9 protein-coding genes are annotated in these 13,147 nt (G+C 73.0%); 6 read left to right on the forward strand and 3 right to left on the reverse strand.

The annotated features are described in order from the left end of the window. Positions 1-54: 54 nt before the first annotated feature. Complete coding sequence (locus AB0C19_RS16330) at positions 55-915, reverse strand: oxygenase MpaB family protein (RefSeq protein WP_357185443.1); 861 nt, start codon at positions 913-915, stop codon at positions 55-57. A 101-nt stretch (positions 916-1,016) separates the two neighbouring features. After that, positions 1,017-5,099 carry a tetratricopeptide repeat protein gene (locus AB0C19_RS16335; protein ID WP_357185446.1) on the reverse strand — a complete coding sequence of 1,361 codons (4,083 nt, stop codon included), beginning with the start codon at positions 5,097-5,099 and terminating at the stop codon, positions 1,017-1,019. Between the two features lie 74 nt (positions 5,100-5,173). Here AB0C19_RS16335 and AB0C19_RS16340 point away from each other — a divergent pair, with 74 nt between their 5' ends. Together AB0C19_RS16340 and AB0C19_RS16345 are read left to right on the forward strand one after the other, a co-directional pair. Then, the gene (locus AB0C19_RS16340; RefSeq protein WP_357185449.1) at positions 5,174-5,335 is read left to right on the forward strand and encodes a hypothetical protein; all 162 of its coding nucleotides are present in this window, start codon (positions 5,174-5,176) and stop codon (positions 5,333-5,335) included. Then, a complete protein-coding gene (locus AB0C19_RS16345; RefSeq protein ID WP_357185452.1) occupies positions 5,332-5,970 on the forward strand; it encodes a hypothetical protein in 639 nt (212 codons plus the stop codon). The genes AB0C19_RS16340 and AB0C19_RS16345 overlap by 4 nt, the downstream gene beginning before the upstream one ends. 52 nt (positions 5,971-6,022) lie before the next feature. Here the strand turns inward: AB0C19_RS16345 and AB0C19_RS16350 are convergent, their stop codons facing one another. Then, on the reverse strand, positions 6,023-7,069 hold the full coding sequence (locus AB0C19_RS16350; protein WP_357185454.1) for an SMP-30/gluconolactonase/LRE family protein: 1,047 nt from the start codon (positions 7,067-7,069) through the stop codon (positions 6,023-6,025). A gap of 321 nt (positions 7,070-7,390) precedes the next feature. On the opposite strand from AB0C19_RS16350, the gene AB0C19_RS16355 reads away from it, so the two are divergent. The 4 genes from AB0C19_RS16355 (at position 7,391) to AB0C19_RS16370 (ending at position 13,054) form a co-directional block, all read left to right on the forward strand. Beyond that, a complete protein-coding gene (locus tag AB0C19_RS16355; protein WP_357185457.1) occupies positions 7,391-8,716 on the forward strand; it encodes an SWIM zinc finger family protein in 1,326 nt (441 codons plus the stop codon). A gap of 50 nt (positions 8,717-8,766) precedes the next feature. After that, entirely contained in the window at positions 8,767-11,259 is a 2,493-nt protein-coding gene (locus tag AB0C19_RS16360) for a DUF6493 family protein (RefSeq protein WP_357185459.1), read from the forward strand. Positions 11,260-11,372: 113 nt separating this feature from the next. Next, positions 11,373-11,888, forward strand: coding sequence for a SigE family RNA polymerase sigma factor (locus tag AB0C19_RS16365; protein WP_357185462.1), 516 nt, complete (start codon positions 11,373-11,375; stop codon positions 11,886-11,888). Continuing rightward, positions 11,885-13,054 carry a hypothetical protein gene (locus AB0C19_RS16370; RefSeq protein ID WP_357185465.1) on the forward strand — a complete coding sequence of 390 codons (1,170 nt, stop codon included), beginning with the start codon at positions 11,885-11,887 and terminating at the stop codon, positions 13,052-13,054. Before AB0C19_RS16365 ends, AB0C19_RS16370 begins: the two co-directional genes overlap by 4 nt. Positions 13,055-13,147: the final 93 nt, after the last annotated feature.

A 13,147-nucleotide genomic window follows, 5' to 3' on the forward strand; every position in this document is an offset into this window, starting at 1 on the left:
GAGGCAGAGGAGTTGGCGCGCGGCTGAGCCGACGACGCCAGCAGGGCCGAGGTGCTACTCGGGCACGCGGTCCTGGTGCGGCCCGAGCTGGCTGATCTCGTACCCGTCGGGGTAGCTCTTGGTCTTGATCCCGTCGGCGAACAACGCCGTCGTCCGCGGCGCCCCGAACCATCGCTGCAACCGTGAGCGCGTCCGCAAGGCCAGGTGCAACCCCGCCCGGACCGGCCAGACCGGCGTGTCGACCCGCGTTGCGCGCCGCAGTGGCGCGTCGTACAGGGCGCTGACCAGCGCGTTTCCCAGTGGGGCGAGCATCCGGGGGATCCGGGTGAGCATCAGCATGCGGGTGGCGCGTTCGATGGCCGCCGCGTCGTCGTTGGGTCGCAGGTGAGCCGCGTCGTACGCGTCGAACCAGGTCTCGAACTCGTCGTACGACCCGGGGATGTCGGTGATGCCCATCCGACGGCCGAGCTCCCGATAGAACAGGTACGTGGCGTGACGTTCGTGGCAGCAGGGTGGGCGCCAGCCGTACTCCTGCAACCACCTGGTGGGGATCACTACCAGGCAGCCCAGCACGTAGCGGAAGTCGTCGTTGCTGATGTCGTATCGGCGGTGGATCTGGTTGACGCGCCGCAACGCCTCGCGGCCCCGAGGCTGGTCGAAGCCGTTGAGCACCATCTCGTACATCAGCAGGCCGGTGTCGTCGATCCGCTTCTGGGTGCGTTCGGTCAGCTCGCCAGTGGCGGTGTGCACAGTGGCGATGGCGGGAATGGAGAATGACCGGTTGAAGGCGAGGTTGAGCCCGAGCTTCATGTCCCACGGAAACTCGTAGCGCAGCATGGTCTGGTAGATGACCAGGTAGTCGCGCTCCGGGTCGAGAGCACGGGTGCGGGTCAGGTTGTCGTAGCGGTCTTTCATCGGCGGACCCCCGGGTTCTGGCCACCCGACCAGGTGACGGTCCTCAGCCGGGCTGCCACGGGCGGTGCGCCATCAACCGAGTGTACGGGTGGCGGCGTGGGTCAGGTCGGCTCGGCCGTGGTCGGTAGCACCGCGATCAGGTCGAGCACCTCGACGGCGTGGGCCGGGCCGACGGTGTCGGTGAGGATGGCCGCGAACGCCTCGTCGCCGAGCCCGGCCCGCAGTTCGCGCAGCGCGTTGAGATCGAGCGCCGCGTTCGTCGACCCGATCTGCCGGTCGATGCTCAGTGCCTCGACGATCAGCGGGATGCCCTCCGCCGGGCGGCCCTGCTCGACGCGCAGCTGCCCGATCGCCACCTGGTCCAGTGCCACCTCCTCCCAGTTGCCCTGCTCGCGGTCGATCCGCAGGCAGGTCCGGTAGCACCGTTCGGCCAGGGCCTGGTCGCCGCGCAGACCGGCCACCCGGCCGAGGTGGAAGGTGCTGTTGGAGACGCCCGACAGGTTGCCGAGCCGCTTCTTGATCGCGATGGACCCGCGATAGAACTTGTCCGCGCTGGCGAGATCCTCCTGCTCCTCACAGACCCGGCCGAGCTGGTGCAGGACGATGGCCTGGTTGGGCTCGTGGCGCAGCACGCGGTAGACCTGCAACGCCTGCTCGTAGCGGGACCGGGCCTCGACCAGCCGGCGGGTCTCCAGGCCCACGCGGCCAAGGTCCTCGTGGCACTTGGCGACCCCCGCCTGATAGCCGGCGGCGGCGCAGATCGGCAACGCCCGCAGCAGGCACATCCGGGCGGTGCCGAACTCACCCGCCTGGGCAGCGGCGATGGCGAGCAGGACGTAGCCACTGCCCAGCGGCGTCGGGTGGGAGCCGTCGAACCGGAACCGCAGGTACGCCTCGACCCACTCGGCCCGCTGCGCCGCCTGCCGCCGGTCGAGGTGCCGGGCCAGCAGGTCGGAGAAGGGTCGCGCGCCCAGTTCCAGGCGCTGCACGGCCAGCCAATCCAGTGCCGCCTGGAGCGGCGGCTGGTCGTCCCCGCCGATCGCGTTCAGGGTGTGCGGCACCGCCTCGGCGGCCCGGCCGAGGACTGTTCGGACGCCGCCGAGCAGTTCGTCGCAGCGGCGCAGCAGCGGGTCCTCGCCGAGGGCCGCGACGATCGTCCGGGCGCGGGCGAAACAGCTCTCGGCGAATTCGAGATCGTCGAGGTCGCGGGAGAGGTGACCGAGCAGCAGCGAGCACTCCGCGATGTGACCGTTGCTGCCGACCTCCTCGAAGATCTTCAGGGCGGCGCGGACCCGCTCCTCGGCGGTCTCGTACGCGAACCGGGCGAGGGCGATCCGCCCGAGCATCACCAGCCCGCTGCCCTGCTGGACCCGGACGCCCAACCGTCCGTAGGTGGTGATCGCCACCTGGATGCACTGCTCCGCCTTCACCAGGTCCCGGGCCTCGAAGGCGAGTACGCCGATCTGGTGGTGGCTCGCCGCGATCCCCTCCAGGTCGTCGAGGTCCCGGGCGATCGCCAGTTCCTCCAGGTAACGCGACATGGCCAGCTCGGCGTCGCCGTTGCCACGGGCGATGCCGGCGAGCTGGTGCAGGGTGCGGGAGACAGCCGAGCGGTCGTCGAGCCGACTCAGGATCGTCAACGCCTCCTGGAACAGCCGGCCCGCGGTCGCCCGGTCACCCCGGTTGTCGGCGACCAGACCCAACTGGTGCAGGAGCTTGCCGACCCCGCTGTCGTCGCCGAGATCCCGGTAGACGGCAAGCGCCGCTTCGTAGCGCTTAGTCGCCTGCGGGTACTCGCCCCGGCTGAGGTGCACGTCGCCGAGTCCCTTCAGGAAGCTCGCCCCGCGCGCCGAGCCCGGGGGCGCCATCGGCAGCAGCTCCCGCCAGATCTTCTCCTCCCAGGCCCAGTGCCCGGCCGCGTGCAACTCCTGGCAGGCCAGTTCGGAGTAGGTGACGACCTCGTCGGTGTCACCCGCCGCCAGGTGGTGGTACCGCGCCTCGACGGCCCGGCGGATGTAGTCGTGCTGGTCGGTGCTGGACCGGGCCCGCCAGCCCCAGTAGCGGCCCGCCCGGCGATGCGCGTCGACCACCGCGTCGCGGCCGGCGATCCGCAGCAGACTCGCCGCTGTCCACCGGTGCACCAGGTGGCCCCCGGTTACCGGGGCGAGCAGCCCCAGCTGCGCCAGCGTCTCGACCGACTCGTCCAGCCCCGCCGGTTCCGGCGGTGGGTCGTCGCCGTCCGTCGGGTCGGCGAGCTGCCAGGCGAGGCCGGTCCGGTCCGCCGGGGTGCGATACACCGCCGCGCCGAGCAGCAACCGACGGGCCGTCGGGACGGCCTCCAGGCGGGCGAGCAGTCGGGGCAGCAGCACATCCTCGGCGGCCAGGGCGCCGGCCTCGGCCAGCGGCGTGCCGACCTCGGCCGACCCGGCCTCCCGGCCACCGCCGGCCGCTGCCAGTCGGCTGGCCACCTCGTCGGATCGGGCGTTGCCGCCGCGCAGCAGGCCGTCGAGGTATTCCAGCGCGCGCGGGTGACCACCCAGCCGGTGCCACATCCGTTGCTGTTCCGCCGGCGCCAGCTGGCCCACGCCCGGCAGCCGCCAGAGCAGCTTGCGGGTCTCCTGCCAGGAGAGCGGACCGAGGTGACAGGTTTCCAGACCGGCGACCGGGAACGGGTGCCGGCTGGTCACTACCAGCTCGTGGCGGGACGCCCAGGCGGCGAGAAACGTGGCCAGGTCCGCGTCGGCCAACCGGTGCTCGGCGTCCAGGGCGTCCTCGGCGTTGTCGAGGACGAGCAGCAGCGGTGGGCCGTCGACGCCGATCGCGTCCAACCGTCGCCGCCAGTCCTGGCCCGGCGCGGCGAGAGCGACGAGCCATCGCCGCAGCGGATCGTCCGGAGCCGCTGCGGCGCACCGGCTCTCCACCTGGCGGCGCAACTCGTCGAGGATCCCGTCGACTGTGGCGTCGCCGTGGGTCGCCACCACGATGCCACCGGCGTCGCGGAACCGCCGTGCGAGTTCCGCGGCGAGACTCGTCTTGCCGATCCCACCGATGCCGTGGACGAGCACCCGAAGCTTTCCCCGCGACAGCCGACGCAGGATCTCCCGGCGGCCCACGAAGTCCGTTGGTGCGCGCACCACGCCGTCCCCGACGATCGACTGGCCGGGCGACGCGGCGACGGCAGCGCCGCCCTGTCCACCGGCCAGCCGCAGCCCGGGGTCGGCCAGGAACAGTGTCGGCATCCACCACTCGGCGGCGGTCGGTGCCAGCTCGCGGCGTACGGCGGAGACCTCCGCCAACAGCTCCGGCTCGCTGCGGGCGGCCAACCGCTCGTAGAGCCGAGCGCAGAACTCGATGGTGTACCCGTCGCTGACCGTCCCGTTCATCGCCAACACCGCCGGCGCGCCCTGGGCCAGCAGCGCGCCGGCCAGCCCGGGCAGCTCCCGTTGATCCTGTCGCGCGGTGGAGCAGCCGGCCAGCACGATCAACGGAACGGTCCGGCCCGGCGGCAGCACCTCGGCCAGGAACCGCGCGGCGTCCACGCGGTCCTCCGTGCCGGTGGAGGTCTCCAGCAGCAGCGCGCCGGGACGCGCGTGACTGGAGACGTGCAGGACGTGGAAGGGCTCCTCGGCGAGGGCGGCCCGGATCGCGGCGGCGCTGCCCCACTCCAGGACGCGCACCCGCACCCCGTGTCGATGCCCGGGTTCCACAGCGCCGAGGATCCGCCCGAGTTCCCGTTCGTGGTCCAGCAGCGGGTGGGTCGAGTCGTCCGGGCTCGCGATCGCCGCGAGCATCCGCAGGGGGCCGTCCACCCGGACCGTGGGTGCCGGTGTGTCGGGGCCGATCCGGCAGACGTCGACGTCGGGGTGCAGCGCCAGCGGCAGTTCCTCGCCGGGCAGCACCAGGGTCTCCCAGGGCAGGTCGGCCAGGGTCGGGTCGACGACCTCGATGCCGAGCCGGTGCCGGCCGGGGCGGGCCAGTTCGGCGCGCAGGGCCGGGGCGGAGGCGTCGAGGACGCGGCGGCCGAGCGCGCCGCCGACCTCGTACGACAGCTCCACGGAGGGGCCGCCGCGCAGCCGCCAGAGCAGGTCGGCGGTACGTTGATCGGCGGGGCCCACCGGGTCCCGGCGCCGGTCGCCCCGGACGGCCAGGACCACGTCGGTCGCGCTGACTGTCAACCGGATCACGAAGGCCCCCCTGCGGTCGCCCGGCGGACGACCCGACGCCGGAGTGGATTGCCGGACTGACCGATACTGTATCCATGGCTGACAATCCTGAGGAGCTCGCGCAGGTCAACGCCGTGCGGATCAACGACAGCGGCGAGCTGGAGTTCTTCGACGGCCAGCGCTGGGTGCCGTACACCGATCTGCCCGACGACGAGAACGGTCCGCTGGGTGTCGTCTTCCGCGACGACAGCCGATGACCGGGGAGTCGCCGACGAGCGGCGCGGGGTTGGACGCGCTGCCGTCCCCGTTGGACTCCGTGGCCGACAGTCGGGCGGCGGCTCGGTGGATCATCTCCTCGGCCGGCGCGGTGGGCGCGCTGCTGCTCGGCGGCGGCCCGCTGATCGCCGCCGGCAAGGTCACCGACTGGGCTCACGCGGCGTGGGCGGGCGGCGGTCTGCTGGTGACGCTGCTCGGCGTGGCCTGGGCGATCTGGCGGACCAGCGAGGTGCTCGTCCCGCCGATGACCACGCCGGCGACGCTCAGCGGGCCGGAGCTGCGCGGCCTGCGCGAGCGGCTGGAGGCCGAGCTCTGGTACCACTTCGGCGGGTACGCCGCTGACGTCGACGGTCTGCTGCGTCATCGCCGGATCGCTGCGGAGATCACCCGCCGCCTGTCGACGGCCCCACCGCAGGAGCGCGCCGCACTCCGGGCGGGGCTCGCCACCGCGCGCCGCAACATCGCCCGGACCGATCCGTACCTGCGCTGGCTGCTCGCCACTGCGCACGCCTGGCAGGTCCGGGAGGCGTTGCGCCGGGCCCGACGGCAGACCTTCCTGGCCGCCGCGCTGGTGGTGGTCGGGGCGGTGGTGTTCATCGCCGCGACCGCCGGATAACGCGCCGCTTTCGTCGGGCTACGACGACAGCGGCGCGTTATCCAGCCGTCGGTCAGTACGGATATCCGGGAACGTTCAGTCGCACGCTGTACAGCCCGGAGTCGCCCCACCGGCCCGACGTGACGAAGAGGGTCTGCCGGTCGGGGCCACCGAACGCCACATTGGTGGTGCCGGAGTTGCCGGACCGGATCGTGCCGAGCTGGTTGCCCGCGGGGGAGTAGACGTGGACCAGGGAGTCCCCGCCCGAGGTCCAGTACACGTTGCCGGCGCAGTCGATAGTGCCGCCGTCCGGGCCGCCGATGTAGTTCACGAAGACGCTGCGGGCGCCGATGCTGCCGTCGGGCTGGACCGCGTACTTGTAGATCTTGTTCTCGGAGTAGGCGCCCACGTACAGCGCCGTCCCGTCCGGTGAGAGCGAGATGCCGTTGGGTTGACGCAACCGGTCGTCGACCAGCGACACCTGCCCGTTCGAGACGCGGAAGACGCTGGTGCGCCCACTCATCTGGTCGGAGCGGTTACCGCGCTGGAAGTTGGGGTCGGTGAAGTAGACGACGCCGTCGGAACGGACCGCGACGTCGTTCGGCGAGTTGAAGGCCCGGCCCTGGTAGTTCGGCGCGACGGTGCTGCGGGCCCTGTCGCTCAGCCGGTACGCGGACACGCTGCGCTGGTCGTGGGTGGCCGCGACGAGCTGCTGGCCGTCGGCGCTGAGGGCCAGGCCGTTGCTGCCGGCGTCGGCGATGAACGTGTCGAAGCTCGCCGGCGGGGTGAACCGGCGGATCGTCGACGGCTGGACGTTGTAGGGCCCGGTGCCGGCGGTCATGTCGGAGAACAGCAGGTAGCCGCCGTCGGCGACCCAGACCGGCCCTTCGAGGAACGTGAACCCGCCCTGGATTCGCGCGGCCGTCACGGTGCTGGCCGGCAGCGGCGGGCCGTAACTGCCCCCCGTCGGGCAGGCCCCCGGCGGTGCGCCGGGCGGACCGGCGAGCGCGGCGTGAGCGCTAACATGCGCAGGGTCGGCGGCAGCACCGGCGGGCAGGGGGGTGGCGCTGACCGCCAGGCACAGGCCGGCCAGTGCGGCAATGGTGGGACGCCAGGTCATCGAATTCTCCAATCGGCGTCGAGGTGGCGATGGCCGGCGTGCGAGGTCGGTGGCTGGCACGGCGTGAGGGCGGGCCGTCGATATGGGCATTCGGGAGCCTAGGTCATGATCCGGCAGCCCGCAGCAATCTTTCGCCGTTGTTTCCGAGCGCGACGAGGATCTGAAGCACAAAGACGCTGGTCAATGCCAAAGCCGTCTCCGGAAATCATTCCGGTACGACCACAGTGGACCGATCGGTGGCGCCCTAGGCGGTCCACCGGATGACCAGCGCCGTCGACTGAGACCGGCACGGGTGTCGGTCGGTGGCTCTACGGTGTGCCAGTGAACGCCGTCCAGACGTACCGATATCTCCAGCCGTCCACTCTGCGTTCCGCCGGTCTCGACCTCCAGACCAGCGGCGGCCCGGCGGCCAACCCGCGCTTCTTCTCCGGGTTTCTCACCACCCCGGCGGCCGCGGCGGCCGGGCTGCTCGCCGTGGCCGAGGTGGCCCGCACCCGCTACCACCAGCCGGTCAGCCCGGCGAGCCTCGATCCGGTGGTGACCGGCAGCCGGCAGCGGCTGCGCTTCGAGTCCTTCTCCGGCTGTTGCGGGGTGTACGCCCGGATGGACGTGGTCCCGGCCGGCTTCGACGGGGAGATCGCCGCGCACGGCACCACAAACGTCGACGTCAACCCGCCGCTGCGCGAAGCCCTGGCCCGGGTCGGTGGGATCGAGCCACTGCACCTCGCCGTCGGCCCGGACGACCTCACCGTCTCCACCATGGAGGGTGCCGTGGTGGAACGCAAGGTCCCGCTGCCGGGGCGCTGGATGCGCGGTTTCGCCGAGGTGCACGTGCTCACCGCCGGGTTCGAGCCGCGCGCCGAGGTGCCGGCCGCCGAGGCCACAGCCTTTCTGCGTCGGCTGCCCGGGAGCAGCGATCGCTCGGTGCTCTGGGCGGTGCCGGCCGGTCGGACCCTCCGGCTGACCTCGCGCCCGACGCCGGGGGCGGTCTGTCTGGCCGGCGCGGGGCGGCTCGCCGCGCTGCGCGGGTTGCTCCGGCACGCCCGCACCCTGCGGGTGTACGGGCCAGCGGTGCGCGCCGGCTCACCGGCCGTGCCGAGCACGTGGGAATTGGACACCGGGTCGGTGCGGCTGTCGCTGACCCTCTCGCCCGAGCCGTACCGGGGCTTCTCCGGCGAGGGAGCCGCGTTGCTCGCGCTCGCCGGTGACGAGGTGATCGACGACGCGGAGCTGGCCGGTGCCCTGCTCTCCTGGGATCCGACCATCGACGTCGCCGCACTGGCCGACGCGACCGGCCTGTCCGACGACCGCGTTCGCGCCGCCCTGGCCCAGCTCGGCACCGCCGGGCGGGTCGGCTACGACGTCGCCGACGGCGGATACTTCCACCGGGTCATGCCGCACGACGCCAGCCGGGCCGAGCGGGACAATCCCCGGCTGGTCGGCGCGCGCACGCTGCTCGAGCAGGGCGCGGTCCGCCGGGACGGCGACATCGCCACGGTACGCGGTGACGACGACGAGTACCGCGTTCGCCGGCTTCCCGACGGCAACCTCACCTGCACCTGTCGGTGGTGGGCGAAGTACCGGGGGCAGCGCGGCCCGTGCAAGCATGCCCTCGCGGTGTCCATGCTCACGGAGGTGACGGTGTGACGGACTTCTTCAGGGCACTGGGCCGCGGTGATGTGACGACCGTCGGATCGATGCTGCACACCCTGGACGATCCGGCCCGACGGGCGCTCGGTGACGAGCTGACCGACCACGTCCGTCGGCGGGACGACGTGTGGTGGGCAAGCACGGCGACCGCGCTGGCGGTGGCCGCCGTGGGCACGTTGAGCACCGCGACGAAGGCAGCGGCCCTCCTCGGTCGGCGGTCGATCCTGTTGGCGGATGCCGACCCCGAGCAGGTGGTCGCCGCAGCACGGCAGCGGGGCGTGCCCTGGCTGGCCGACCTGGCGTACCGGCTGGCCGAGCGACTGCCGCGCAGTCGAGCGTGGGACGGTTGGCACTTCATCGCCGAGCTGCTACTTGCAGAGAAGGTGCCGCCACCGACCGGGGACGCGTTCGTCGTCGGCTGGGCGCAGTCGATGTGGTCGCAACGGTCGACCGACGGGCACCGCCAGACATCGCTGCTCGACCGGCTGCGCGCCGACCCGTTCCTGGACGTGCTGTTGCCGCGCCTGTTCGAGGTCGACGGCGTCGGCATCGACCTGGCGTTCAGCGGCACCGGGCGGGCGGTGCCCGCGACGTTGGCCGCGCTGGCGACGGAGGGGCGCCTCGACCGGGCCGTGCTGGTGGACGGGGTGCTGGGCCGGCTGCTGCGCGGCGACCGGCCGGGCGCGCTGCGTCCGTTCCTCGCCCTGCACGAAGAGCTTCGACCCGACCCGGACGAGGTGGCCGCGCGGGCCAGCGGCTACCTGCGGTTGCTCGCCGACGGGCCTGGGCCGGTGGCCGGCGTCGCGCAGCGAGCACTGCGCGACGCTGGCGGGCAGGTGGAGTTCGAGTCGTTGCTGGACACCTCACGGGTCGTGGTGAGTCGGCCGGAGAAGGCGCTGGTGCGGGCGCAACTGTCCTGGCTGGACCGACTGGCCCGGCAGCACCCCGAGCGGGCTGCCGACATCGCCGAGGTCCTCGCCTCGGGCGCCGAGCACCCGGCCGCCGACCTGCGCGACCGCGCGACGGCGTTGGCGCAGCGGCACGGCCACCGACCGGTCGCCACGCTCACAGTGAAGGTGGCCGGCGACGAGCTGCCCCCGCCGGTGTCGCCAGCCCTCGCTGCGCCGCCGATCACCGAGGTGGACGAGCTGGTCGAGGAGGTCTTCGGGCTGCTCACCCCGCGCTGGCCCGCAGCGACCCTGGAACGGGTCCTCGACGGGCTGGTCCGGCTGACCACCACAGAACGGGACCGGGTGGGAGCCGCCCTGCTGCCGGTGCTGCAGCGGGGCCAGGTCGGTTCCTGGGACCACATGTGGTCCCAGTTCAACGTCACCGTCCAACTCAACGGTGTCCTGCTGGCCGCCGCCGCGCCATCCGAGGCGGCCAGCCGCCGCGACCAGTGGTCCAGCATCCTCAGCCAGTTGCTGACCCGGACGTTGCGCCCGTTCCGCGGCCGGTCGGCAGTCGAGCCGCCCCGCCAGTCCGCGCTCACGCTGGTCTACAGTGCCCGGCTCGCGGAGATCGGGCAGCGCCTGGACGGGCGGGACGACCCCGGGCTGTTGGCCGCCCCGACCTGCGCCACCGGGGCCCTCGACCCCAGCGCGCTCTACGAACGGCTGGCCGCCCTCGGTGACCGTCCGGTCTGGCGATGGGATCTCACCCAGGCCCTGCTGCGACTGCCCGTCGGCGTGGACGAGGCACTGGCGAACCGCGCCGCCGCGCTCGGCACCCCCGCCGGCGACGAACTGGCCGGCTGGCTGCGCGGCGACGCCCTACCGGCAACGGTCCAGCAGGTGATCACGGTCGGCCGGCGCGAGCGCAGGCACACGTACGACTACGGCTACGACCAACTACCCGTGCGGCGCACTCTCGTCACCACCGCCCCGCCCGAGGGCTCGGCGGACCCGCTCGGGCTGCTCACCGTCCGCGCGCGACCCATCGGACGAGGGCCGGACGACTCGAGCAACCTGTGGCCGGCGCTGCTGCCAGGGCACCGGGGGCTGGTTGCCGCTCACCTGATGCCCGGGTTCGCCAACGCGGCGCAGCAGGACGCCCAGGATGCCGCAACGATCCTGCCGGTACTCGCCGAGTGCGCTGGCGCGGGCGGCCCGGCGCTCGACCTGGCGCTGGCCTACGGGCTGTGCGCCCGGCACGAGGTGGACCGGGTGGCCACCCTCGACGCCCTGCTGATGTTGGCGGCCGCGGGTGACCTCGATCCTCCGGGCGTCGGCGGCCAGTTGGGCGCGCTGGCGGCTGACCGCCAGGTGACAGTGAGCAGGGTGGTCACACCGCTGCGCGACGCGATCGCTGCCGGTGCCCGGCTGAGCGTATGGCGGTTGCTCGCCGCCGCGCTGCCACCGATGCTGGCGGCACCGACCCCGCCTCGCGGCACGCCCGACCTGTTGGCACTGGGAGCCGAGACGGCCGGGGCCACCGGCGTGCCCATCCAGGTGCCGGGGCTGGCCGACGTGGTCGCCCGCGGCGGCACGAGTCGGCTGGCGACCGAGGCCCGCCGACTCGCTGCCGCACTGGCCGCCTGATCCGCTACCCGTCCGCCGCCGCGGCCGGGCGGTAGGGCTTCCGACCGTTCTTCGTCAGGGACGCAACCTGATGGTCGTCCGGTCCCGTCGAGCTTGCGGAGGAGGGAGCCTCGATGGTGGAAGCCGAGGGTGAGTTCGTGGAGTACGTCTCCGCGCGACTGCCGAGCCTGCATCGGACCGCGTTCCTGATGTGCGGCGACGCCCATCTGGCCGACGACGTGGTGCAGCAGACGGTCACGGCGCTCTACGTGAACTGGCGCCGGGTCAGCCGGGCCGACAACGTCGACGCGTACGTACACCGGATGCTGGTGCACAAGCTCGTCGATGAGAAGCGGTTGAGCTGGGCGAAGGTTCGCCTGCTGGGGTCGGTGCCGGAGCCGGAGCGCTCGCCGGTGACGCCGCACGACGACCTGGCCGAGCGGGACAGCCTGCTCGCCGCGCTCGGCCGCCTCCCGCGCGGCCAGCGCACCGTGCTGGTCCTGCGGTTCCTGTGCGACCTGTCGCTGAGCGACACGGCCGCCGCGATGGGCTGCTCCGAAGGCAACGTGAAGTCGCAGACGGCTCGGGCGCTGGCGGCCGTCCGCCAGGTGCTCGACGTCACCGAGATGTCAGTGAGGAGTCCGAGATGACCACCGTGGACGAGCAGCGGATCGCCGAGCTGCTGCAGTCGGCGCCGGTGCCGGAGCCGCGGGTCGACCTGAGCCGGGCGGTCCGCGACGGCCGGCGGCGCCGCCAGCGTCGCCGAGTCGGCGGGGTCGCCGCGCTGGTGGTGCTGGCCGGGGTCGGTGTCGTGGGCGCCGTTCAGGTCGGTGCGACCACCGGCCCGCCGGCTCCTACCGCGCCGACGCTCGCGGTGACACCGGAGAACACCGGGTCGATCGCCCCGCGCCGGCCGGTCACCTGCCAGGCGTCGTGGTTGCCGCAGCCGGTCAAGGGTCCGGTCGCGGTGGCCAACAGAGTCGATCCCACCGGACGGCACATCGTCGGCGACATCGGCACCGGGCAGGAGGACGGACGGGTAGTGCTGTGGACCGACGGCCGGCCGGTCGTCCTGCCGGCGACCGCGCGGCACGCGGCCGCGGTCAACACCCGTGGCTATGTGGTGGGCACCAACGGAGACGGCACCGGCTGGCTGTACCGGGACGGGAAGCTGCGTTTCCTGGCCACCCCGCCCGGCTACGACGCGGTGCTCGTGCACGCCATCAACGGCCGGGGCGACATCGTCGGCACCGCCCGCAGGTCCGACGACTCGCACCAGGCTGTGCGCTGGTCGACGGACCACCCCCAGAAGCACAGGCTGGTCGGCCAGCGGGGGTCGTCAGCGACCGGGATCACCGAGGACGGCACGATCGTCGGGGCGGTGGGCGAACAGCCCTACCGGTGGACGCCGCAGGGCGTCGGGGCGGCGCTGGCAGTGCCCGACGGCTACCCGCGGGCGTCGGTCGAGTCGGCGCGGGGCGAATGGGCGATCGGCATGGTTCCCGGCGGCCAACAGGGCGGCGCCGTGCAGATGCTGCCGGTGCTGTGGAACCTCGCCACCGGGGCGGTGAGCCTGTTGCCCTTCCCGGGGGCGAGCGCCATCGCCGGCAGCGGTGACGTGCTGGTCGCCGACGGTGCGCCGCTGGTCGTGGCCCCGGACGGCACCTCCCACCGACTGCCGGGCCGACCCGAGGTCCGGGCGACCGAGGCGGGCAGGTACACGGCTGAGGGGATCAGCGACGACGGTCTGACGGTGGTCGGGGCCGTCTACGAGAACCAGGCGTATCGGCCGCTGGTGTGGCGGTGCACCCGCTGAGGGTTGAGTGGCTCAGTTCGAAGTCCGTCGTGGGGGCGTGCCGTCCGGACCGTTTCAACCGACCGGGTCCGTGGGTACGCTCCCACCGGCTGA

The sequence above is a fragment of the Micromonospora sp. NPDC048842 genome, from assembly GCF_040649935.1.
Taxonomy (GTDB): domain Bacteria; phylum Actinomycetota; class Actinomycetes; order Mycobacteriales; family Micromonosporaceae; genus Micromonospora; species Micromonospora hortensis.

Coding starts and splice junctions, on each gene's coding strand:
- AB0C19_RS16330 (WP_357185443.1), bottom strand. CDS start 915: ATGAAAGACCGCTACGACAACCTGACCCGCACCCGTGCTCTCGACCCG.
- AB0C19_RS16340 (WP_357185449.1), top strand. CDS start 5,174: ATGGCTGACAATCCTGAGGAGCTCGCGCAGGTCAACGCCGTGCGGATC.
- AB0C19_RS16345 (WP_357185452.1), top strand. CDS start 5,332: ATGACCGGGGAGTCGCCGACGAGCGGCGCGGGGTTGGACGCGCTGCCG.
- AB0C19_RS16350 (WP_357185454.1), bottom strand. CDS start 7,069: ATGACCTGGCGTCCCACCATTGCCGCACTGGCCGGCCTGTGCCTGGCG.
- AB0C19_RS16360 (WP_357185459.1), top strand. CDS start 8,767: ATGCTGCACACCCTGGACGATCCGGCCCGACGGGCGCTCGGTGACGAG.
- AB0C19_RS16365 (WP_357185462.1), top strand. CDS start 11,373: ATGGTGGAAGCCGAGGGTGAGTTCGTGGAGTACGTCTCCGCGCGACTG.
- AB0C19_RS16370 (WP_357185465.1), top strand. CDS start 11,885: ATGACCACCGTGGACGAGCAGCGGATCGCCGAGCTGCTGCAGTCGGCG.